General features: G+C 62.7%; 20 protein-coding genes and 1 tRNA gene. 6 read left to right on the top strand and 15 right to left on the bottom strand.

What is annotated here, in order from left to right:
• Window positions 1–132 precede the first annotated feature (132 nt).
• Window positions 133–217 (top strand) — tRNA-Leu (locus tag FJ958_RS07315).
• A gap of 150 nt (window positions 218–367) precedes the next feature.
• A complete protein-coding gene (locus tag FJ958_RS07310) occupies window positions 368–1,072 on the top strand; it encodes a class I SAM-dependent methyltransferase (RefSeq protein ID WP_140741101.1) in 705 nt (234 codons plus the stop codon).
• A 24-nt stretch (window positions 1,073–1,096) separates the two neighbouring features.
• Here the strand turns inward: FJ958_RS07310 and FJ958_RS07305 are convergent, their stop codons facing one another.
• Together FJ958_RS07305 and FJ958_RS07300 are read right to left on the bottom strand one after the other, a co-directional pair.
• Window positions 1,097–1,681, bottom strand: a complete 585-nt coding sequence (locus FJ958_RS07305) for a GDYXXLXY domain-containing protein (protein ID WP_140741099.1) — start codon at window positions 1,679–1,681, stop codon at window positions 1,097–1,099.
• The gene (locus FJ958_RS07300) at window positions 1,678–2,796 is read right to left on the bottom strand and encodes a DUF2157 domain-containing protein (protein ID WP_140741097.1); all 1,119 of its coding nucleotides are present in this window, start codon (window positions 2,794–2,796) and stop codon (window positions 1,678–1,680) included. The genes FJ958_RS07305 and FJ958_RS07300 overlap by 4 nt, the downstream gene beginning before the upstream one ends.
• Window positions 2,797–3,031: 235 nt before the next feature.
• On the opposite strand from FJ958_RS07300, the gene FJ958_RS07295 reads away from it, so the two are divergent.
• The 3 genes from FJ958_RS07295 (at window position 3,032) to trmFO (ending at window position 5,171) form a co-directional block, all read left to right on the top strand.
• Entirely contained in the window at window positions 3,032–3,172 is a 141-nt protein-coding gene (locus tag FJ958_RS07295; RefSeq protein WP_013531315.1) for a DUF1127 domain-containing protein, read from the top strand.
• A 48-nt stretch (window positions 3,173–3,220) separates the two neighbouring features.
• The gene (locus FJ958_RS07290; RefSeq protein WP_065005581.1) at window positions 3,221–3,361 is read left to right on the top strand and encodes a DUF1127 domain-containing protein; all 141 of its coding nucleotides are present in this window, start codon (window positions 3,221–3,223) and stop codon (window positions 3,359–3,361) included.
• Between the two features lie 391 nt (window positions 3,362–3,752).
• Entirely contained in the window at window positions 3,753–5,171 is a 1,419-nt protein-coding gene (gene trmFO / locus FJ958_RS07285) for a methylenetetrahydrofolate--tRNA-(uracil(54)-C(5))-methyltransferase (FADH(2)-oxidizing) TrmFO (RefSeq protein WP_140741095.1), read from the top strand.
• 5 nt (window positions 5,172–5,176) lie between these two features.
• Here the strand turns inward: trmFO and FJ958_RS07280 are convergent, their stop codons facing one another.
• From FJ958_RS07280 to yajC, 6 genes are all read right to left on the bottom strand, one after another.
• Window positions 5,177–6,127, bottom strand: a complete 951-nt coding sequence (locus FJ958_RS07280) for a sterol desaturase family protein (RefSeq protein WP_181176316.1) — start codon at window positions 6,125–6,127, stop codon at window positions 5,177–5,179.
• On the bottom strand, window positions 6,127–6,561 hold the full coding sequence (locus FJ958_RS07275; RefSeq protein WP_140741091.1) for a hypothetical protein: 435 nt from the start codon (window positions 6,559–6,561) through the stop codon (window positions 6,127–6,129). Before FJ958_RS07275 ends, FJ958_RS07280 begins: the two co-directional genes overlap by 1 nt.
• 78 nt (window positions 6,562–6,639) lie before the next feature.
• Window positions 6,640–7,488, bottom strand: a complete 849-nt coding sequence (locus FJ958_RS07270) for a phytoene/squalene synthase family protein (protein ID WP_181176315.1) — start codon at window positions 7,486–7,488, stop codon at window positions 6,640–6,642.
• Window position 7,489: 1 nt separating this feature from the next.
• Entirely contained in the window at window positions 7,490–7,885 is a 396-nt protein-coding gene (locus FJ958_RS07265) for an Mth938-like domain-containing protein (protein WP_181176314.1), read from the bottom strand.
• 25 nt (window positions 7,886–7,910) lie between these two features.
• Window positions 7,911–10,460, bottom strand: coding sequence for a protein translocase subunit SecDF (gene secDF / locus FJ958_RS07260; RefSeq protein WP_140741087.1), 2,550 nt, complete (start codon window positions 10,458–10,460; stop codon window positions 7,911–7,913).
• A gap of 51 nt (window positions 10,461–10,511) precedes the next feature.
• A complete protein-coding gene (gene yajC, locus FJ958_RS07255; RefSeq protein WP_027043763.1) occupies window positions 10,512–10,853 on the bottom strand; it encodes a preprotein translocase subunit YajC in 342 nt (113 codons plus the stop codon).
• Between the two features lie 295 nt (window positions 10,854–11,148).
• On the opposite strand from yajC, the gene FJ958_RS07250 reads away from it, so the two are divergent.
• Window positions 11,149–12,024 (top strand): ATP-binding protein, encoded by an 876-nt coding sequence (locus tag FJ958_RS07250; protein WP_140741085.1) that lies wholly within the window; start codon window positions 11,149–11,151, stop codon window positions 12,022–12,024.
• Window positions 12,025–12,182: 158 nt separating this feature from the next.
• Here the strand turns inward: FJ958_RS07250 and FJ958_RS07245 are convergent, their stop codons facing one another.
• The 7 genes from FJ958_RS07245 to FJ958_RS07215 form a co-directional block, all read right to left on the bottom strand.
• Window positions 12,183–13,709, bottom strand: a complete 1,527-nt coding sequence (locus FJ958_RS07245; protein WP_140741083.1) for a peptidoglycan DD-metalloendopeptidase family protein — start codon at window positions 13,707–13,709, stop codon at window positions 12,183–12,185.
• A gap of 175 nt (window positions 13,710–13,884) precedes the next feature.
• On the bottom strand, window positions 13,885–14,538 hold the full coding sequence (locus tag FJ958_RS07240) for a protein-L-isoaspartate(D-aspartate) O-methyltransferase (RefSeq protein WP_140741081.1): 654 nt from the start codon (window positions 14,536–14,538) through the stop codon (window positions 13,885–13,887).
• Entirely contained in the window at window positions 14,535–15,293 is a 759-nt protein-coding gene (gene surE, locus FJ958_RS07235) for a 5'/3'-nucleotidase SurE (protein ID WP_127281111.1), read from the bottom strand. The genes FJ958_RS07240 and surE overlap by 4 nt, the downstream gene beginning before the upstream one ends.
• Window positions 15,293–16,765 carry a serine--tRNA ligase gene (gene serS / locus FJ958_RS07230; protein WP_140741079.1) on the bottom strand — a complete coding sequence of 491 codons (1,473 nt, stop codon included), beginning with the start codon at window positions 16,763–16,765 and terminating at the stop codon, window positions 15,293–15,295. Before serS ends, surE begins: the two co-directional genes overlap by 1 nt.
• A 204-nt stretch (window positions 16,766–16,969) precedes the next feature.
• Entirely contained in the window at window positions 16,970–17,845 is an 876-nt protein-coding gene (gene tatC / locus FJ958_RS07225; RefSeq protein ID WP_140741077.1) for a twin-arginine translocase subunit TatC, read from the bottom strand.
• Window positions 17,842–18,642 (bottom strand): Sec-independent protein translocase protein TatB, encoded by an 801-nt coding sequence (tatB, locus tag FJ958_RS07220; RefSeq protein WP_140741075.1) that lies wholly within the window; start codon window positions 18,640–18,642, stop codon window positions 17,842–17,844. Before tatB ends, tatC begins: the two co-directional genes overlap by 4 nt.
• 86 nt (window positions 18,643–18,728) lie before the next feature.
• Window positions 18,729–18,950 (bottom strand): twin-arginine translocase TatA/TatE family subunit, encoded by a 222-nt coding sequence (locus FJ958_RS07215; protein ID WP_140607559.1) that lies wholly within the window; start codon window positions 18,948–18,950, stop codon window positions 18,729–18,731.
• Window position 18,951 lies beyond the last annotated feature (1 nt).

Genomic DNA, 18,951 nt, shown 5'->3' with positions numbered 1-18,951 from the left:
CGTCCCGTCACATTCGACACGCCTTTTGTCACAGGCGAGCCTAATTTTCAACCATCTTCGCGTTTAGGCGAATAACCAACATTTCAGCTCCGACATTGACAGAATGATGGCTACGTGGGATTGCCGGACCATGCGGATGTGGCGGAACTGGTAGACGCCCTGGATTTAGGTTCCAGTGCCGAAAGGCGTGGGGGTTCGAGTCCCTTCATCCGCACCAAGCAGCGGCGCGGCCGCTTCGCTCCGCCACCTCCCGGCTCCAGTTCGATCTTCGTTGACTTGGCCATGCGTCGGTCAGAGTCCACCGCCTATTGATCACTTGAGGGATCGCCGACGATGAGATCAACTCGTTGCCGGGAATGGCGGGACAATGATGATGCTTGAATACTGGAACAAGGCGCACATCTGTGGGCTGCTCTCGGTGCGCTTTGGGCTCACGAGCTACCTTGAGATCAACACGAGCACGACAGGCTTCCGATATAAGGAAGCATCGCAATTGGGTTTTCAGCCCTGCATGCGCCTGGTCTATCGGGCGATGGAACCGCCACTCGACGGCCTCCCTGTCGATTTCACCTCAGCGGACGAGAATATCGCGGCATGTCTCGATGACGCGCGTCTGAAGGGGCAGACATTCGACATTGTGTTCGTCGATCCGCATCACACATACGAGTGCTCGGCGCGCGACATCAGGGAAGCCTTCCGCATGGTCTCGCCCGGGGGCGCCGTTGTGGTGCATGACTGCCTGCCTCCGGACCGGGCTGCAGCCAGTCCCTCCTTTTTCCACGGTGAGTGGTGCGGCGTGACCTACAAGGCGTTCATTGATTTCGTGCTGGGCAATCCGGATCTCGACTATTTCACTGTCCACGCCGACTACGGCTGTGGAGTCATCCTGAAGCCCAAGGGAACCGCCGCGAAGATAAAGAACTGGCTGCGCGCCCGACGCGCCCGCAGGTTGCGAGACGAATGGCGAGCGATTGGCAACGATTTCGACGCCGCATTCGACAAGTTCATGGCCGACAAAATCAGACTCCTGCGTCTTGTCGACTTTCGACTGCTTCGCAGAAAGCTTCTCTAAATCACACCATGGACGATAGGGGGATCAATAAAGCGGCTCCTCGAACAGCGTCTTGTCGCCGTCCACCAGCGCCTTGATCTGTGCGCTGCCGTCAGCGGCTAGCGCAAGGCGTATCCCGAACGGCCGCACCCGCATGTCGTTCTGGATCGCCAGTCCCTCGCCTTCCGGCAGATAGAACCGTTCGATGCCGTAGTCGGGCGCGATCGTCGCTCCCTCGCTCCGCAGATCCCAGCCTTCGGCGACATGACCCGATATGTCGGCCTCGTCGGCAGCGGCCGGGGTCGGCGCCTTGCCGAACCAGGCGGTGGTCGGCGTCCAGTAGCCGTCGACGCCCTTCTTCAGGCGCACTATGATCGTCGTGTCGTCGGTGGAGATTTTGTCGGGCGGAATGTTGGCGATCATTTTCAACGGTATGCGCGAAATATCGTAGCCGAGGATGATGTAGTCGCCGCGCAGCAGGTCGCGCGGGTCGACTGGCTCGATCTTCAAGAGCACTTCCTTGCCGTTGCGCAGGATCGCCGCCCGGCCACCGATGATCCAGCTCAGGAAGCCGATCTGGACAAGCGCCAGCACCAGCGCCAAGATGACAAGTCTCCTTCCGGTCATCATGCCACGGCTCCCCTGGCCACCGGGGCCTTCATGCGCTTTTCGATGCGGAGGATAATGAGTGCGAGGATGCCTAGCAGCACGGCGGCCGCGAGGAAGAAACCGGCGGTGTCGAGCATCGATTGCAGGGTCACGACATAGATGATGGCGAGTTCGAAGGCGAAGCCGAGATAGGCAAGCCAGCGCAGGCCACGGCTCTCACGCCCCGCCAGCACGATAGCCGCGACGATGCCGGCGAGCGCCACGACCGAGGCGACGGCGAAACCGCTGTTGTAGGTGCTTTCATCGGCCAGTTCGAACTGGATGATGGCCAGCCCGGTGAGAAAGCCGAGCAGCGCGTGCAAGGGTAAGCGACCGCCGAGCCGCACGATCCTGTCGACCGGTTCCGGCGCAAAGACGGCGGTGGCGAACAGCACCACAGACACAATGACCAGGGGGATCGCCACCGGCAGCGTCGCGTGGTCCATGGCCAGCAGCACGAGATAGAAGAGCAACGATAGGAGGATCAGGTGGCGCGCGGCCTGGCTGCGGGTCCAGAACGAGACTGCGAACAGCACGGCCGCCATTGCAACGAAGGCATGCGGAAACGCGCTGCGATTGATATAGTCGAACTCCTTCAGGAACAGCCAGGCGTCGGCGATAGCGACCGCGGCGACGGTCAGCGGGTTTGACCGCAAGGCGACCGCCGCCAGTGCCGTGCCGGTGCCCCAGGTGATCAGCGCGGAAGCCTCGTTGCCGGACAAGTGATACATCTGCCCGATCAGGGCGATCGAGCCCCCGAACGCGGCTGCCGCCGCGATCCACAAGGCTTCGCCGGCCGCCGCATGGTCGCGCGTCTTCAGCACCGCGCCGCCGACATAGCCGCCAAGAATGACGGCAAAGAGCGCTGCCACCCGCGCCAGTCGCGGGATCGCGTCCCAGTTGGCGGCAACGAAGATCAGGATGGCCGCGCCGAACAGCAAGGCCGCCATCATCGCCAGGATCGAGCCGAAGCTGAGCGAATTGCGCGTGTTGGCCTCGACGTCGCGCGCCAAAATATCGGCCGTCGAGGCATCGATCAGGCCGGCCTGCTGCCATCGTGCGATGTCCGACCTGACCCGTGTCGTATAGCCCGCCATATCCTCCCCCACTGCTTGGCCGGTTTTTCAGCCGAAGCTGCCAAACCGTTGACGTCACGGCACTTTCTGATTCTTGGCTTCTTTGTGTCAGGTCCGTGAAGGCGCGTTAATGTTGCATTGCACAATTTGCATTGCTGCCATGCAGCCATAGCGCTTTTAAATCGATGTGAGCCCGCCTATCTATGGTTCGTACACAAACGGAATGATCCGCAAGAAAGACGAAACGAGAACTACCATGAACCTGATCCGCAACTACCGCAACTGGCGCCGCTACCGGGACACCGTTTCCGAGCTGAGCCGCCTGAGCAACCGCGAACTGACCGACCTCGGCATCAGCCGCAGCGATATCCCTTACGTCGCTCGCAAGGCGGTCTAATCCTTCGGACCGCGAATGGTCCGAACCAGTTTTGAGAAGAGCATGACAATGAACCTGATCCGCAACTACCGTAACTGGCGCGTTTATCGCGAGACGGTTACCGAGCTGGGTCGCCTTTCGAACCGCCAGCTGCATGATCTCGGTATCGTCCGCGACGAAATCAAGATCATTGCCCGCAAGGCGATCTAACCGACGGAATTTCGTCCAGGTCGACCTCCTCCCCGACCTCGACGAATACGGTCAGCCCTTATCCTCCTCCCGAGGGTTGACCACCAAAACGGCGCCCGCCGCACCTCCTCCCGCGGCGGGCGTTGTTTCCCCGGACAAAATGAATTTTGCTCCAGAGGTTTCGCTCCTTTTCAAACAGCGAAGTGAATTTCGTCAAAGCCGACCTCCTCCCCGGCGATGACGAATACGGTCGGCCTTCACCTCCTCCCGAGGGTCGACCCCCAAAACGACACCCGCCGGACCTCCTCCCCCGGCGGGTGTTGTTGTTTTCAGGGCGGGGTTCCGGCCACGCGTTTGCCTCTGCCCCCGCGCGCAATTGCAATCGCGGCGGCAAGCGATTATTCCAGCGCTCATGAGCAAAAATCCCATCCATGTCGTCGGCGGCGGTCTCGCCGGCTCCGAAGCCGCCTGGCAGGCGGCGCAGGCCGGCATTCCCGTTGTGCTGCACGAAATGCGCCCGGTTCGCGGCACCGATGCGCACAAGACGGACGGGCTGGCCGAGCTCGTCTGTTCCAATTCCTTCCGCTCCGATGACGCCGAGAACAACGCCGTCGGCCTGCTGCACGCTGAAATGCGACTGGCCGGCTCCCTGATCATGAGCGCCGGCGACGCCAACCAGGTGCCGGCCGGCGGCGCATTGGCCGTCGACCGCGACGGGTTCTCCGATGCCGTGACGAAAAAGCTCGAGGCGCACCCGCTGATCACCATCCAGCGCGAGGAAGTGCCTGGCCTGCCGCCAGCGGACTGGGACCAGGCGATCATCGCCACCGGGCCGCTGACCGCGCCATCGCTGGCGCAGTCGATCGCGGAAGCGACCGGGGCCGATGCACTCGCCTTCTTCGATGCCATCGCGCCGATCATCCACTTCGACACGATCGACATGGAGACCTGCTGGTTCCAGTCGCGCTACGACAAGGTCGGGCCGGGTGGCACCGGCAAGGACTACATCAATTGCCCAATGGACAAGGACCAATACCTCGCCTTCGTGCAGGCACTGGTCGACGGCCAGAAGACCGAATTCAAGCAATGGGAAGGCACGCCCTATTTCGACGGCTGCCTGCCTATCGAGATCATGGCCGAACGCGGCGTTGAGACGCTGCGCTACGGGCCGATGAAGCCGATGGGCCTGACCAACCAGCACAACCCGACGGTCAAGGCCTATGCGGTCGTCCAGCTGCGGCAGGACAATGCGCTGGCCACGCTCTACAACATGGTCGGATTCCAGACCAAGCTGAAGCACGCCGAACAGGTGCGCATCTTCCGCACCATTCCGGGCCTCGAAGACGCCGATTTCGCACGCCTGGGTGGCCTGCACCGCAACACCTACATCAATTCGCCGACCTTGCTCGACGGCTCGCTGCAGCTGAAGTCGCGGCCCGGCCTGCGCTTCGCCGGCCAGATTACCGGCTGCGAAGGCTATGTCGAAAGTGCCGCCATCGGCCTGCTCGCCGGCCGCTTCGCCGCCGCCGAGCGGCTCGGCCAAACACCGTCCCTGCCACCGCTTACCACGGCCTTCGGCGCCCTGCTCAACCACATCACCGGCGGCCATATCGTTTCCGACGACGAACCGGGAAAGCGTTCGTTCCAGCCGATGAATGTCAATTTCGGTCTGTTCCCGCCGGTCGAGGCGCCCAAAACCGAAGGCAAGCGGATGCGCGGGAAAGACAAGACCGTCGCCAAGCGCCACGCGATAACCTCGCGCGCGCTGGCCGATTGCAGGGAATGGCTGGGGTTACCGGCGCAAACGGAAGCCGCCGAAGCCGCGGAGTAATATCCCTATTCGGCCGGCTCCACACTTGCCGACGGCAGTCCCGGCTTGCCCGCCTCACCCGGATTGCGCCTGATATAAGCGGCCTTCAGGCTCTCCGAGGTATCGCGCGAGCCGTCATGACTCCAGCCCGGCGGCTTGATCAGATAGTTGAGGCGGTCGCGCGGCGTCAGCCCGGGCGAAAGCGCATCCTTGAACATGCCGATCCACTCGTGAAAAGCCACCTTCAGCGGGTTGAAGGTGCCAAGATTTTTCACGATGCCGTAGCGCGGCCTATCCTCTTCCAGTTCCTCCACGAAGGTGCCGAACATGCGATCCCAGATGATCAGCGTGCCGGCATAGTTGGCGTCGAGATAGCGCGGATTGGTGGCGTGGTGGACGCGGTGGTGTGACGGCGTGTTGAAGATGAATTCGAACCAGCCCCACATCTTGCCGATCGTCTCAGTATGGATCCAGAACTGCCAGACAAGGTTGAAACCGAAGGTGAAGGCAATCACCGCCGGATGGAAACCGAGCAGCACCAGCGGCGCCTGCAGCACGAACATGAAGGTGAACAGGCCGGTCCAGCTTTGCCGCAGCGCCGTCGACAGATTGTAGTGCTGGCTCGAGTGATGGTTGACGTGCTCGGCCCACACCCAGCGCACCCGGTGCGCTATGCGGTGGTAGGCATAGTAGCGCAGGTCATCGAGCAGGAAGGCAGCCAGGAACACCCAGACCGACAGGCCGAGATTGAAGACGCGGAATTGCCACAGCCACAGCAGCGCCCAGTAGGAGACGACGCCGAGCAGCAAGCCGGCGACGACATTGCCGGTGCCCATCATCAGGCTGGTCAGCGTGTCGCGCGTCTCGAACGAGCCCTTGGCGCGACCGGTGCGCACGAGCCAGAGCTCGATCAGGATCGCGGCGACGAAGAACGGAATCGCCAGTTGGGTGACCTGCGGAAAATCGTAACTCTCCATCACGCGGCCTCCCAGACGGAATGTAGGTGCTGCGGCCCAAGGGTATTCAGCAGGGCCTGAGCATCGGCGGCGCTGGCAAAACGGAAGCGCCCGCCCTTCCAGGTGAAATCCGCCAGCCGGAGCAGAACTGTATTCGCCTCGTCGGCGCGCGACATTTTCACATCCAGAGGCGTGACGACACGTGTCAAAAAGCAGTCACCGATGCCGTGGACGATGCCTATGCGTCCTCGCCCAAGGTCCAGAAATGCGGTCTTGGCGTCAGCCGTGAGTCGGACGGTCGTGGCCGCCTCGTCGGGAAAATCCTCCGCGAAGCGGCTCAGTGCCTGATCCGCGCCGGATAGCGTTGCCGCCTTGCTGCCGCCGGTGAAATGCACGGCGGCAACCGACAGCGCAATGCCCAGGACGACGATCGCGACCAGCACAGGCAAACTCATGGATTCCCTCCGGGCCGGCCTGTTGTCTTGGCGACAATTCTCGGCTGGGCCGACTCCTTAACACGATTGACGTTTACGTCAAAGTGCCCGCCAGCCCCTGCTCGCGCGCCGCAACAGCAACCAATGCCGGTGCAAGGCGGACAGCCGCACGACGCCATCAAGCGATGAATGGCGCGAGCCCTCCATCTTGTCGAGATAGGCACGCGACAGGACCAGGGGCAGAAAGGCCGGGCGCAACGACACCGGCAGCGCCGCGGCGCCCTGTTCGAAGGCGGAAAGGTGTTCGCGCGCCAGCGCTCTCATCGCCGCCACGGCGCGCTGTGCACCCGGCCCGCCATCGCCGGCAACAAATTCCTCCGGCGACGACCCCGCCGCCGCCAGGATGTCGACCGGGATGAAACACTGCCCGCGCTTGCGGTGCAGCGGCAACAGAAGCAGCAGGCCGGTCATTGCTTGCGCGCAGCCTGCCCTGCCCGCCAGTTCGGCAAACCGGGGCGCCTCGTCGGGATCAAGCACCATCGCCGCAAGCTGGATCAGCGCCGCGGCCGTCTCGCCGCAATAGCCTTCGAGGTCGGTGCGCGACGGCATCGGATCGTCGTAGAGGTCGAATATGCGGGCTTCGAGCATGTTCTCGAAGGCCAGTTTCGGTAGGTTGAACGCGGCAATGGTAGCGTTCAAGGCTTCGGCGACGGGGTGACCGGCGCCAGCCCCGGCGCCGGCGGCTATGACATCGCGCCACCATTGCAGCCGCACCTCACCGGGCAACGGCTCGTGGATGCGGTCGCGTATGCTCGCAATCTCGGCATTGAAACCATAAAGCGAAACCAGCGCGTCGCGCTTGTCGGCAGGCGCATAGAGCGCGCTGAGATAGCGGTCGCGGTCGGCGGCGCGCACCGCGCTCATGACGATCTCAGTGTTTTGCGGCATGTCAGTCGACGGCGATGAGCGCGGCGGCCACGGCGCGGTCCTCGGCCAGAAGCACATTGTAGGTCCGCACCGCTGCCCCCGTCGACATCGGATCGGACGCGATACCTGCCTCTTTCAGCGTAGCGCGCAGCGGCACCGGCAATGGCCGGAGATCCCTGCCCATGCCGATCAGCAGGATCTCGATCTTGTCCGCTTCAGCCAGAAGCTTGTGGAAATCCGCCATGGTCAACGCCAGGGGATCCGCCGGCTCCCAGCCGTGGATGCCGGATGGCAGGCACAGCAGCGAGCCGCGATGCGACATGTCGGCAAAGCGAAACCCGCCATTGCCGTAGGCTTCGATCGGCGCGCGGCCGGGGAAATGCGCCTCGCGGATGACGATGCCTTTGCCGGTCACCATTCTGTCACCCCTTCGGGGCCGCGCGTCAGGTCGCGACCGCCTTGCCGCCGCTGACCGGCTTCTCCTCGTCGGCCGAAGCCTGCGGCCGCAGCTTGAACAGGATCAGCAGCGGTGCGGCAATGAAGATCGACGAATAGGTGCCGAAGACAACGCCGAACAGCATCGCCAAGGTGAACGAGCGGATCACCTCGCCGCCGAACAGCACCAGCGCGAGCAGCGCCAAGCTGGTCGTCACGGAGGTCAACGTCGTTCTCGACAGCGTCTCGTTGATGGCGTTGTTCAATAGCTGCGGCAACGGCATCTTCTTGTATTTTCGCAGATCTTCTCGAACGCGGTCGTAGACCACGATCGTGTCGTTCAACGAATAGCCGATGATGGTCAGGATCGCCGCCAGCGATGATTGATTGAACTCCAGCCCGGAGATGACGAAGAAGCCGATCGTCATGACCACGTCGTGTACGGTCGCGACGATAGCGCCGACCGCGAACTGCCATTCGAACCGAAACCAGACATAGACCAGGATGCCAACCAGCGCGACCAGCATCGCGATCGTGCCTTGCTTTGCGAGTTCGCCCGATACGGTCGGCCCGACGACCTCGACGCGACGGAAGTCGTAGTTGTCTTGCAGCTCGCCGCGAACCTTGTCGATCACCGTCTGCTCGGCGTTTTCGCCGCCGCCCTGGGTGCCGACGCGGATCAGGACGTCGTTGGGAGCGCCGAACTGCTGCACCTGCACTTCGCCGATATTGAGCTCCGACAGTCTGCTGCGGATATCGCCGAGATTGGCGTCACCGCTCTTGGACTGGACCTCGATCAGCGAGCCGCCCTTGAAGTCGATGCCGTAATTGATGTCGACGGTAAAGAACAGCACGACCGACAGGATCGACAGCGCACTCGACAGTGCGAACGTCCACCGTCGGATGCCCATGAAAGGGATCTTCGTGCCGGGCGGAATGAAGGTCACCGGCGCCCGAGGCAGTTCCTTCGGCCGGGCGCGGCGCAGCCAGATCGACACCAGCATTCGGGTGAAGGTGAACGCGGTGAACACCGTGGTCAGGATGCCGATGGCATAGGTGATGGCAAAGCCCTTGACGGGCCCGGTGCCGAGATAGAACAGCACAACGGTTGCGATGAGCGATGTGACGTTGGAATCGACGATCGTCGCCAGCGCCTTGGAAAAGCCGGTGTCGATCGCCTGGATCACCGAGCGCCCGTTGCGTCGCTCCTCTCGGATACGTTCGTAGATCAGCACGTTGGAATCGACCGCCATGCCGATGGTGAGCACGATACCGGCGATACCGGGCAAGGTCAGCGTGGCGCCGAGCAGCGACAGCAGCCCGACAATCATCGCCACGTGCACCGCCAGCGCGATGTTGGCGAGGAAGCCGAGGAACCCGTAGGCGACGAACATGAAGGCAACGACGAGGATCGAACCGATGACGCCCGCGATCTTGCCGGCATGAATCGAATCCTGGCCGAGGCCGGGACCCACGGTGCGTTCCTCGATGACCGTCAACGTCGCCGGCAACGCACCGGCGCGCAGAAGCACGGCCAGGTCATTGGCGCTCTGGGCGGTGAAATTGCCGGAGATCTGGCCGGTTCCGCCAAGGATCGGTTCGCGGATCTGCGGCGCCGAAATCACCTGGTTGTCAAGGATGATGGCGAACAGCTTGCCCACATTCTGCGCGGTGGCCTGGCCGAACCGGGCAGCACCCTTCGAATCAAAGCGGAACGACACCACCGGCTCGTTGTTCTGCGAATTGTAAGTCGCCTGCGCGTCGACGAGGTTTTCACCCGATACGATGACGCGGTTCTCTATCAGGTAGGGAACTGGCGGATCGTCCTGCGAATAGAGCACCGAATCGCCGGCCGGCGGGCGCCCCTTGAGCGCGTCCTGCACCGGCATCGACTGGTCGACCATCTGGAAGGTCAACTTCGCGGTCTGGCCGAGGATTTCCTTCAGCCGCTGCGGATCCTGCAGGCCAGGCACCTGCACAAGGATGCGATCCTCGCCTTGCCGCTGCACGATTGGCTCGGTCGTGCCAAGTTCGTTGACGCGACGTCCGACCACCTCGATCGACTGCGCCAATGCGGTCGACGTGCGATATTTGATGCCGGCGTCGGTGACGGTGAACTTCAGCAGGCCGGGCTCGGAATCATCCAGCGACATTTCCTGGATGGAACCGCCGGAAAACAGGCCAGCGGCAACCGGATCGGTCAGCGACTTCAATGCCTTCTTGGCGGCATCGAGTTGGGCCGGGTCCGTGATGCGGACCTGCAGGGTCCGCCCCGTTCCACCAAGGCCGGTGTAGCCGATCTTGGCATCGCGCAGCAGCGTGCGGATTTCATCGCGCGCCGTCTCGAGCCGATCCTTGATCAGGTCGTTCTGATTCATCTCGAGCAGGATGTGGGAGCCGCCCTGCAGGTCGAGGCCAAGTGTCATCTGCCGCTTCGGCACCCAGCTGGGAAGCTGGGCCAATGTGCTTGCGGGGATGAGATTGGGCGCGGCGAGGACCACTGTGGCGGCCACGGCCAGCCAGATCAGGATCATCTTGAAGCGCGAAAAATAGAGCATATGGCGTCGTCCGTCCGAGCGTACCCGCGGATCACTCCGCCTGGAATTGGATTATTTCTTGGCGTTCTGGTTGGCTACCGGCTCGCCCTTGACGCGCACGTCGGCAATCGTCGAGCGCAGCGCCGTCACCTTGGTGCCACCGCCAAGGTCGATCTCGAGTTCATTGTCGTCGATCACCTTCGTCACCTTGCCGACGAAACCGCCGCCGGTGACGACCGTGTCGCCGCGACGGACCGCCGCCAGCATCTCGCCGCGCTTCTTCAGCTGCGTGCGCTGCGGGCGGATGATCAGAAAATACATGATTACGAAAATCAGGACAAACGGCAAAATGCTGATGAGCATATCGGGAGAGGCGCCGCCAATGCCTTGGGCGTATGCCGGTGTCACGAACATCAAGGTACTCCTGAATTTTGAAAAACGGCCGCCAAACCGAATGCAGTGAAAATTTGGCGGCCCCGCGAAATTTGGCCGGAATATAGTCGGTAAAGTTGTCAATGCAACTGCGCGGCCGGGCAAATCGGCTGCTTTTCCGGCCTGTTTGGCCGTGTTAGAGCAGGATCGCGAAAAGCGCGAGCCGGTTTTCGGAAAACGTCACGCTCGAACAAAAGGTTGGAGCCGGTTTCGAACCCGACGGAATCGAACGGGTCCCACCTGCCCGCCCCAAAGAGACGAACCAAGAAGACCCGAAATGACCGACAGCACCATCGACGCCCTCAACGAGAAACTTGACCGCCTGATCGAGGCTGTCGGCCGCCTCGCCCCACCGCCAGTGCCTGAAACCGGCCTTGGCGAGGCCGATTGTTTCGTCTGGCAGGCCGATCCCGGCTATCTGGAGCCGGTGCGCAAGGTCAACCGCGTCGACATCGGCCTGATCCGTGGTGTCGATCGCGTCCGCGACATCCTTGTCGACAACACCGAACGCTTCGCCGCCGGCTTTGCTGCCAACAACGTGCTGTTGTGGGGCGCTCGCGGCATGGGCAAATCGTCGCTGGTCAAGGCCGTGCATGCCGAGATCAACGCCAAGGCCAAGTCCGACCTGCCGCTGAAGCTGATCGAAATCCACCGCGAGGACATCGACACGCTGCCGAAGCTGATGGGTTTGCTGAAAGCCGCTCCCTTCCGCTTCATCCTGTTTTGCGACGACCTGTCCTTCGACCACGACGACACGTCCTACAAGTCATTGAAGGCGGCGCTCGAAGGCGGCGTCGAGGGCCGCCCGGCCAATATCATCTTCTACGCCACCTCGAACCGCCGCCACCTGCTGCCGCGCGACATGATCGACAATGAGCGCTCGACCGCCATCAACCCGTCCGAAGCGGTCGAGGAGAAGGTCTCGCTGTCCGATCGTTTCGGCCTTTGGCTCGGCTTCCACAAATGCTCGCAGGACGAATATCTCGATATGATCAACGGCTATGCCAGCCATCATGGCCTCGACATCGACCCCGAGCAGCTTCGCGCCGAGGCACTGGAATGGGCAACGACGCGCGGCAGCCGCTCGGGCCGTGTCGCCTGGCAGTTCATCCAGGACCTGGCGGGCCGGCTCGGCAAGCCATTGAAGGATTGATCCATGTCGCCCAGGCGGGCTCGGTCTCGCGACCACGACATGCACGGAAACAAAGACTTAAACCAAGAAACCAACTGAAAGAGCCCGCTCCTTGCGGAACGGGCTGAGCCGGCGGGCCGGACTGGAGGTCAGACGGCCCGCAAATCGCTTTTTTTATTCTATTCGAGATAAGTCGAGGGATCGACCGGCGCCGAGTTCTTGCGCACCTCGAAGTGCAGCTTCGGCGCGTCCGTCGTGCCGCTCATGCCCGAGAGTGCGATTTCCTGGCCGCGCTTGACCTTCTGGCCGCGCTGCACCTCGATCGAGCTGGCATGGCCGTAGACGGTGACCAGACCGTTCTCGTGGCGCACCAGGACCGTATTGCCGAATTCCTTGAGTCCATCGCCGGCATAGATGACGACGCCGTTCTCGGCCGCTTTGATCGGCGTTCCCGTGGGCACGGCGATGTCGACGCCGTCCCTGCCGGATCCGAAGCCGGAGATCACCCGGCCGCGCACCGGCCAGCGCATCTTGCCGATGCCTGTGGCATCCGGCGCCACCGCCTCGTCGTCCTCGGCCTGCTGGATGACCTTCGCATCCTTCTTCGGCGGCGTGTAGGATGCCAGCGTTTCCGAGGGTGTGGCCTTTGCGGCGGGCTGCGTGGTGGCCGTGGTCACCGGGTCGACCTTGGCCGGCTTTGCGCTGGCGACTGTCGCGGTTCCACCGGCCGGCACTTTCAGGGTCTGGCCGATCTTGAGCAAGCCATCCTTCATGCCGTTGGCCTGCTTCAGGGCAACGACGCCAACGCCGGTCTTCCTGGCAATCGAGGACATCGTGTCGCCGGACTGGACCGTATAGGTGCCGGCGGCGCCGCCAGCCTTGGCCACCTGCGCTGGCTTGGGCTCCTTGGGCTGGCTTGTGGCGGCCGACGCATCGACCTGAGCCGCGGACTTGCCCTCCTTGAGCTTCGGCTGCTGCGGCAGAACGGCGACCTTGTCCGGCGCGGTGGCCGGCAGGTCGTGCTTGCCGTCCTTGGCCGGCTTTGCATCGGCGACCTTCGATTCAGCCTTGCTCGAATAGGCATAGGCCGGGATGACGATCTTCTGACCGGTCTTCAGCCCCTTGGTCGGGCTCAGGCCATTCACCTTCATGATGACCTCGGCCGGCACCTTGTAGTGCGCCGCCAGGCCGGAAATGGTTTCGCCGTCCCGGACGACGATCTCGGTCGCGTGCGGCGTGCCGGCCTGGGCCATCTTCGGCTCGTCGGGCTGGGCATTTTTGAACGGCTTTGCGGCCGGCGCGACGGTGCCGGTTGTCGTCCTGTCGACATGGGGAGCGGGCCGAGACAGGGCCGGCGCCGATGCGACACGCACCGGATTGGCGGCGGGCGCGAGCGCCGGAGCGGCCTGGGCTGAAACCGGCGGCGGCAACGGCCGGCTCGAAACCGGTTCAAGGCTGGAGCGGGCGACCGATTGCGTGTGGCTGCCGTCGAGCGGGGCTGCCGAGACGTCGCCCGGATAGGGCTGTACGGCATCCTGCTTGTTGATGATCGCGCGCTGATTGTTGGTCGAGGAAGTGAAAACGTCGTCGACACTGTTGAACCGCGAAGCCTGGGAACTGCATCCGGCCGCCGCGCCCGCAATCATGAGAACAGCGCAGCCCCGCGCCAGATTGCGACTGTTTGCCTTCAAAACATTGAGTTGCATCGCACTAACCCGCACAAACTCTGCACCAACTGGTCAGGATTAAAGCGCGTTAATGTTACTGGTCGGTTAACCCCATGGAATCCGAGATAAATTTTCTTAAAATATTTGAGGATGGCCGGTCGTGCACTTCGGCAGGCTGAACCCACCCGGATGGCGGGCGGCGCCTGACGAAAAGCTACATCACCGCTGCCAGGCTGCGCAGGATCGGCTGCAGGCGCACAAGGCCGATATCCTCGCGCTCGAAACGGCTGCCGACCTTGGTCAGCTTGGCCAGCACCTGCTCGCCCTCCTCCGGGCCGATCGGTGCGATGACGATGCCGCCGCTCGACAATTGGTCGAGCAGAAAGCGCGGCAGGCTGTCGAAAGCCGCCCAGGCGACGATGCGATCGAACGGTCCTTCAGCGGGCAAACCGGCGGAACCGTCGGCCTGGCGCGCGATGGCGTTGCTGATGCCGAGCGCCTCGAAGCGCTGTTTTGCCTGTTCGGTCAGGGTCTTGTAGCGATCTATGGTAATGATGCGCGCGGCAAGCCGCGACATCACCGCAGCGGTGTAGCCCGAGCCGGTGCCGATCTCGAGCACACGATTGCTGGGCTCGATGGCTAGTGCCGCGATCACCGCCGCCTGCATGTCGGCGCCTTCGATCGCCTCGCCGCATTCGATCGGCAACATTCGGTCGGACCAGGCGATCTGGTGGAAGTGGGGCGCCAGGAAACCGCGCCGTGGTGTCGCCTCGAAAGCCGCGATCAGCGCCTTCGGCACGGTCCCCCTGCCGCGCAGGCGCAGCAGGAAAGCGGCGAAGCCTTCGCGATCGTCGATGCCATGGTTCATGCAAGCGCCTTGCTCAGCTGGTCACGGATCTCATGCGCGGTGAGGTCGAGCTGCAATGGCGTCACGGACACCAGACGGTTGCGCAGGGCAAAAAGGTCGGTGCCCTGCTTGCCCTCTACCGGCTCACGGCCGAAGCGCAGCCAATAGTAAGGCAGGCCGCGCCCGTCGCGGCGTTCGTCGACCCAGAGGCTGTGCACCAGCTTGCCCTGCGTGGTGACCACGGTGCCGGCGACTTCCTCGGGAAGGCAGTTTGGAAAATTGACATTGAGCAGCACGCCGTCGGGCAGCGGCGTCGCGACGAGCTTCTTCAGCAGCGCCGGCGCCAGCGCCTCGGTGGTCTCGTAAGGAACGACGCGGTCCTCGCCGACATAGCTGTAGCCCTGGCTGAGAGCGATCGACCTGATGCCGAGCAGCGCGCCTTCCATGGCGCCGGCGACGGTCCCCGAATAAGTGACGTCGTCGGCGATGTTGGCGCCCGAATTGATGCCGGACAGGATCAGGTCGGGTGCACCGGGCAGGATCTTCTTCACGCCCATGATGACGCAATCGGTCGGCGTGCCCCGCACGGCAAAGTGCTTTTCGCCGATCTTGCGCAGCCGCAGCGGCTCCGAGATCGACAGCGAATGCGCGTAGCCGGACTGGTCCTGCTCCGGCGCCACCACCCAGACATCGTCGGACAGCGTACGGGCGACGCGCTCGAGCGATGCCAGCCCCTCGGCATGAATGCCGTCGTCGTTGGTCAGGAGGATGCGCATTATTTCGATTCGATCTTTTCCAAGCCACCCATGTAAGGCCGCAGCACTTCAGGAATGGTTACGCTGCCATCCTCATTCTGGTAGTTTTCGATGACAGCTATGAGAGCGCGGCCGACAGCTGTGCCCGAACCGTTGAGCGTATGGACGAAGCGGTTGCCCTTGCCTTCCTTGTCCTTGTAGCGGGCGTCCATGCGGCGCGCCTGGAAATCGCCGCAGACCGAGCAGGACGAAATTTCGCGGTACGCATTCTGGCCGGGCAGCCAGACCTCGATGTCGTAGGTCTTGCGCGCGCCAAAACCCATGTCGCCGGTGCACAGGACCATGGTGCGGAACGGCAGTTCCAGCCGCTTCAGCACTTCCTCGGCGCATTGCGTCATCCGTTCATGCTCGGCCAGCGACGATTCCTGGTCGGTGATCGATACAAGCTCGACCTTGTAGAACTGGTGCTGGCGCAGCATGCCGCGCGTGTCGCGCCCGGCCGAGCCTGCTTCAGACCGGAAGCACGGCGTCAGCGCCGTGTAGCGCAACGGCAGTTTCTCATGCGCGGTGATTTCTTCACGCACAAGGTTGGTGAGCGGCACCTCAGCGGTGGGGATGAGGTATAGAGCGCCAATTTCAGCTCTAAGTTCATCCAGGCGTCGAACCCCCAAACCCGTCATGTGCTGGGCGGACGACCCGTCGGAACCAGTCACGTCTCGCGTCAGTCGACTTTGACCTGCCTCTCTTTCTTGGAAATCCTCAGCGATGAACCGGAGGAACGCATCATTGTTCTGATCGATGGTAAGGCTCAGCGTTTTAAAAAGGTCTTCTTCGAATTTTGGGAGTTGCCCCGTTCCGAACATGGCACCGGACTTGACCATGAGCGGAGGCTGCACTTCCTCATAGCCATGCTCGGTCGTGTGCAGGTCGAGCATGAACTGGCCGAGCGCCCGTTCCATCCGCGCCAGGCCGCCTTTGAGCACGGTGAAGCGCGAGCCTGAAAGCCTGGCGGCCCGCTCGAAATCCATCATGCCAAGCGCTTCGCCGATCTCGAAATGCTCCCTCACCCAGTTCGGCCGCGTCGGCAGCTCGCCGACGACATGCCTGACGACATTGTCGTGCTCGTCCTTGCCGACAGGCACATCATCAAGCGGCACATTGGGCAGCACCGCCAGCGCATCGTTGAGCGCCTTGTCGAGCTCACGCTCGCGCGCCTCGCCGTTCTGGATGAAGACTTTTATCTCGCCGACTTCCGCTTTCAGTTTTTCGGCAAGGGCGGCATCGCCCGAACGCATGGCGTTGCCGATCTCCTTCGAGGCGGCGTTGCGGCGCTCCTGCTTGGTCTGCAGCTCGGTCACATGTTCGCGCCGCGCCTCGTCCCTGGCGATCAACCCGTCGACAGTGGATTGCGCCTCGCCCGCCGGCCACGAGCGCTTGGTGAGCGCCTCGACAAGGGCTTTCGGGTTGTCGCGAATCCATTTGATGTCAAGCATGGTTTATCCGTCCTCAGGTAGCATGTCGCCCAAAAGTGCGCAGCGGTTTTGGGACAACGACATGCAAAGCAAAAACTGAAACGCATCGCCTTGATGGCGATGCGTTTCAGTTTGAGGGGCGTAAACCGCATCCTTGATCGATGCAAGATGAGGCTGGGCGGCGGTTGTCGTTTTCCGCCGCTGTCTCGGGCCTAGCTGCGTGCGTTACGAAGCTGCCGGCGCTGGAGGTTCGTCAGGGGTCTTGTCCGCGACGGTTTCGCCTGCCTCCTGCTTCTCGCGCGCCATGCGCTCGCGCTCCTGGCTGCGTTCGATCAGCCGGGACGACCAGATGGCGACCTCGTAGAGCAGGATGGTCGGGATGGCGAGACCGATCTGGCTCATCGGATCGGGCGGTGTCAGCACGGCGGCGACGACGAAGGCGATGACGATCGCCCATTTGCGCTTCTCGGCAAGCGCCTTGGACGACAGCATGCCGACGCGTGTCATCAGGCTGGTCACCACCGGCAGCTGGAACACCAGGCCGAAGGAGAAAATCAGCGTCATGATCAGGCTGAGATATTCCGACACTTTCGGCAGCAGCGAAATCTGGACCTGCTCGTCCGTGCCGGTCTGCTGCATGGCGAGGAAGAACCACATCACCATCGGCGTGAAGAAGAAATAGACCAGCGAAGCGCCCATCAGGAATAGGACGGGCGATGCGATCAGGAACGGCAGGAAGGCGTTGCGCTCGTTCTTGTAGAGGCCGGGCGCGATGAATTTGTAGATCTGCGTGGCGATCAGCGGAAAAGCGATGACCATGCCGCCGAACATGGCGAGCTTGACCTGGGTGAAGAAGAATTCCTGCGGCGCGGTGTAGATCAGCTCGACCTTGTGCGGATCGAGCCCCGCCCATTTCGTCGCCCATTTGAACGGGACGACCAGCAGGTTGAACAGCCGCTTGGCGAAGAAGAAGCACACCAGGAAGGCAACGAAGAAACCCCCGAGCGACCAGATCAGCCGGCGGCGCAACTCGATGAGATGCTCGATCAACGGCGCCGACGATTTTTCGATCTCGTCTTTTTCCTTGTCCGAAACGCTCACTTGGCGGCTCCCGCCGTCTTCCTGGTCACCGGCTTCGCCGGAGCAGGCTTCGGTTCGGCTTTCGCCCCAGCCTTTGCCGCAGTCACCTTGGCAGCAGGCGCCTTTGCAGCAGTCGTCTTTGCAGCTGTCGTCTTGGCAGCGGCGGGCTTCGTCGCGGCGGCCTCAGGCTTTGCCGCCGTCACGGGCTTTGCCGACGCCTTGGGCGCTGGTGCGGCTTTTGCCGTCACCGCCTTCGCGGGTGTCGAGGCCTTCGACGGCCCTTTTGCCTCCCGAGCCGTCCTGGCGGCCTTCTTTGCCGCAGGTGCCTTCGGCGCCACGGCAGGTTCCGTGGATGCCGGTACCACCGAAGCATCGGTCATTACCGGGAAAATCGGCGTTGCCGGCGCGGCATCTGGCCCGTTGACACCAGGCATTTCCGTCGCACCGTTCTTCAACGGCTCGGCCGCCTGCGGCGTCGAGGCGGCAGGTGCCGCCGGATCAGCGGCCGGCTTCGGCTTCATCGCCGCGTCGACGCCGGCGCGCACATCGGCCGCCGCCTGCTCGAACGGATTGAGCTGCTTGCGGATCTCTGCAACCGGGCTGAGGCCCCTGAGCTCGTCGACCGATTTCTTGACGTCGTCGAGCTCGGCTTCCTTCAGCGCCTCGTTGAACTGTTTCTGGAAGTCGGCCGCCATGGTGCGCAGCTTCGCCGTCGTGCGGCCGAAGGTGCGCAGCATGTTGGGCAAATCCTTCGGCCCGACGACCACGATCATGACGATCGCGATCACCAGCATTTCGGTCCAGCCGACTTCAAACATGGCTATCAGTTCCGACTAGTGCTTGTCGCCCAAAAGTGCGGAAGCGGTTTTGGGACAACGACATGCACAAAGCAACACCGTTGGGCTCAGCTCTTGCTGACTTTTTCCTTGGCTGCCGAAACGGTTTCGTCGGCGCGGTGCTCGACGGTGCGCTTGTCGTCGGCAACGTCGTCGTCGGCCATGCCCTTCTTGAAGCTCTTGATGCCCTTGGCCATGTCTCCCATCAGCTCCGGAATCTTGCCGCGGCCGAACACCAGAAGCACGATGACCAGCACGATCATCCAGTGCCAAATCGAAAATGAACCCATA

The sequence above is a fragment of the Mesorhizobium sp. B2-3-5 genome (assembly GCF_006442395.1).
Taxonomy (GTDB): domain Bacteria; phylum Pseudomonadota; class Alphaproteobacteria; order Rhizobiales; family Rhizobiaceae; genus Mesorhizobium.
The sequence above is the reverse complement of the archived record's forward strand: the minus strand, read 5'-3'. Positions and strand labels throughout refer to the sequence as shown.

What these genes read in the sequence shown, in the direction of transcription:
- surE (WP_127281111.1), bottom strand. Translation starts at nt 15,293, where the DNA reads ATGCGCATCCTCCTGACCAACGACGACGGCATTCATGCCGAGGGGCTG.
- yajC (WP_027043763.1), bottom strand. Translation starts at nt 10,853, where the DNA reads ATGTTCGTGACACCGGCATACGCCCAAGGCATTGGCGGCGCCTCTCCC.
- FJ958_RS07275 (WP_140741091.1), bottom strand. Translation starts at nt 6,561, where the DNA reads ATGAGTTTGCCTGTGCTGGTCGCGATCGTCGTCCTGGGCATTGCGCTG.
- secDF (WP_140741087.1), bottom strand. Translation starts at nt 10,460, where the DNA reads ATGCTCTATTTTTCGCGCTTCAAGATGATCCTGATCTGGCTGGCCGTG.
- FJ958_RS07300 (WP_140741097.1), bottom strand. Translation starts at nt 2,796, where the DNA reads ATGGCGGGCTATACGACACGGGTCAGGTCGGACATCGCACGATGGCAG.
- FJ958_RS07240 (WP_140741081.1), bottom strand. Translation starts at nt 14,538, where the DNA reads ATGAACCATGGCATCGACGATCGCGAAGGCTTCGCCGCTTTCCTGCTG.
- FJ958_RS07290 (WP_065005581.1), top strand. Translation starts at nt 3,221, where the DNA reads ATGAACCTGATCCGCAACTACCGTAACTGGCGCGTTTATCGCGAGACG.
- serS (WP_140741079.1), bottom strand. Translation starts at nt 16,765, where the DNA reads ATGCTTGACATCAAATGGATTCGCGACAACCCGAAAGCCCTTGTCGAG.
- FJ958_RS07270 (WP_181176315.1), bottom strand. Translation starts at nt 7,488, where the DNA reads ATGCCGCAAAACACTGAGATCGTCATGAGCGCGGTGCGCGCCGCCGAC.
- FJ958_RS07245 (WP_140741083.1), bottom strand. Translation starts at nt 13,709, where the DNA reads ATGCAACTCAATGTTTTGAAGGCAAACAGTCGCAATCTGGCGCGGGGC.
- FJ958_RS07265 (WP_181176314.1), bottom strand. Translation starts at nt 7,885, where the DNA reads ATGGTGACCGGCAAAGGCATCGTCATCCGCGAGGCGCATTTCCCCGGC.
- FJ958_RS07215 (WP_140607559.1), bottom strand. Translation starts at nt 18,950, where the DNA reads ATGGGTTCATTTTCGATTTGGCACTGGATGATCGTGCTGGTCATCGTG.
- FJ958_RS07295 (WP_013531315.1), top strand. Translation starts at nt 3,032, where the DNA reads ATGAACCTGATCCGCAACTACCGCAACTGGCGCCGCTACCGGGACACC.
- FJ958_RS07310 (WP_140741101.1), top strand. Translation starts at nt 368, where the DNA reads ATGATGATGCTTGAATACTGGAACAAGGCGCACATCTGTGGGCTGCTC.
- FJ958_RS07280 (WP_181176316.1), bottom strand. Translation starts at nt 6,127, where the DNA reads ATGGAGAGTTACGATTTTCCGCAGGTCACCCAACTGGCGATTCCGTTC.
- FJ958_RS07305 (WP_140741099.1), bottom strand. Translation starts at nt 1,681, where the DNA reads ATGATGACCGGAAGGAGACTTGTCATCTTGGCGCTGGTGCTGGCGCTT.
- trmFO (WP_140741095.1), top strand. Translation starts at nt 3,753, where the DNA reads ATGAGCAAAAATCCCATCCATGTCGTCGGCGGCGGTCTCGCCGGCTCC.
- FJ958_RS07250 (WP_140741085.1), top strand. Translation starts at nt 11,149, where the DNA reads ATGACCGACAGCACCATCGACGCCCTCAACGAGAAACTTGACCGCCTG.
- tatB (WP_140741075.1), bottom strand. Translation starts at nt 18,642, where the DNA reads ATGTTTGAAGTCGGCTGGACCGAAATGCTGGTGATCGCGATCGTCATG.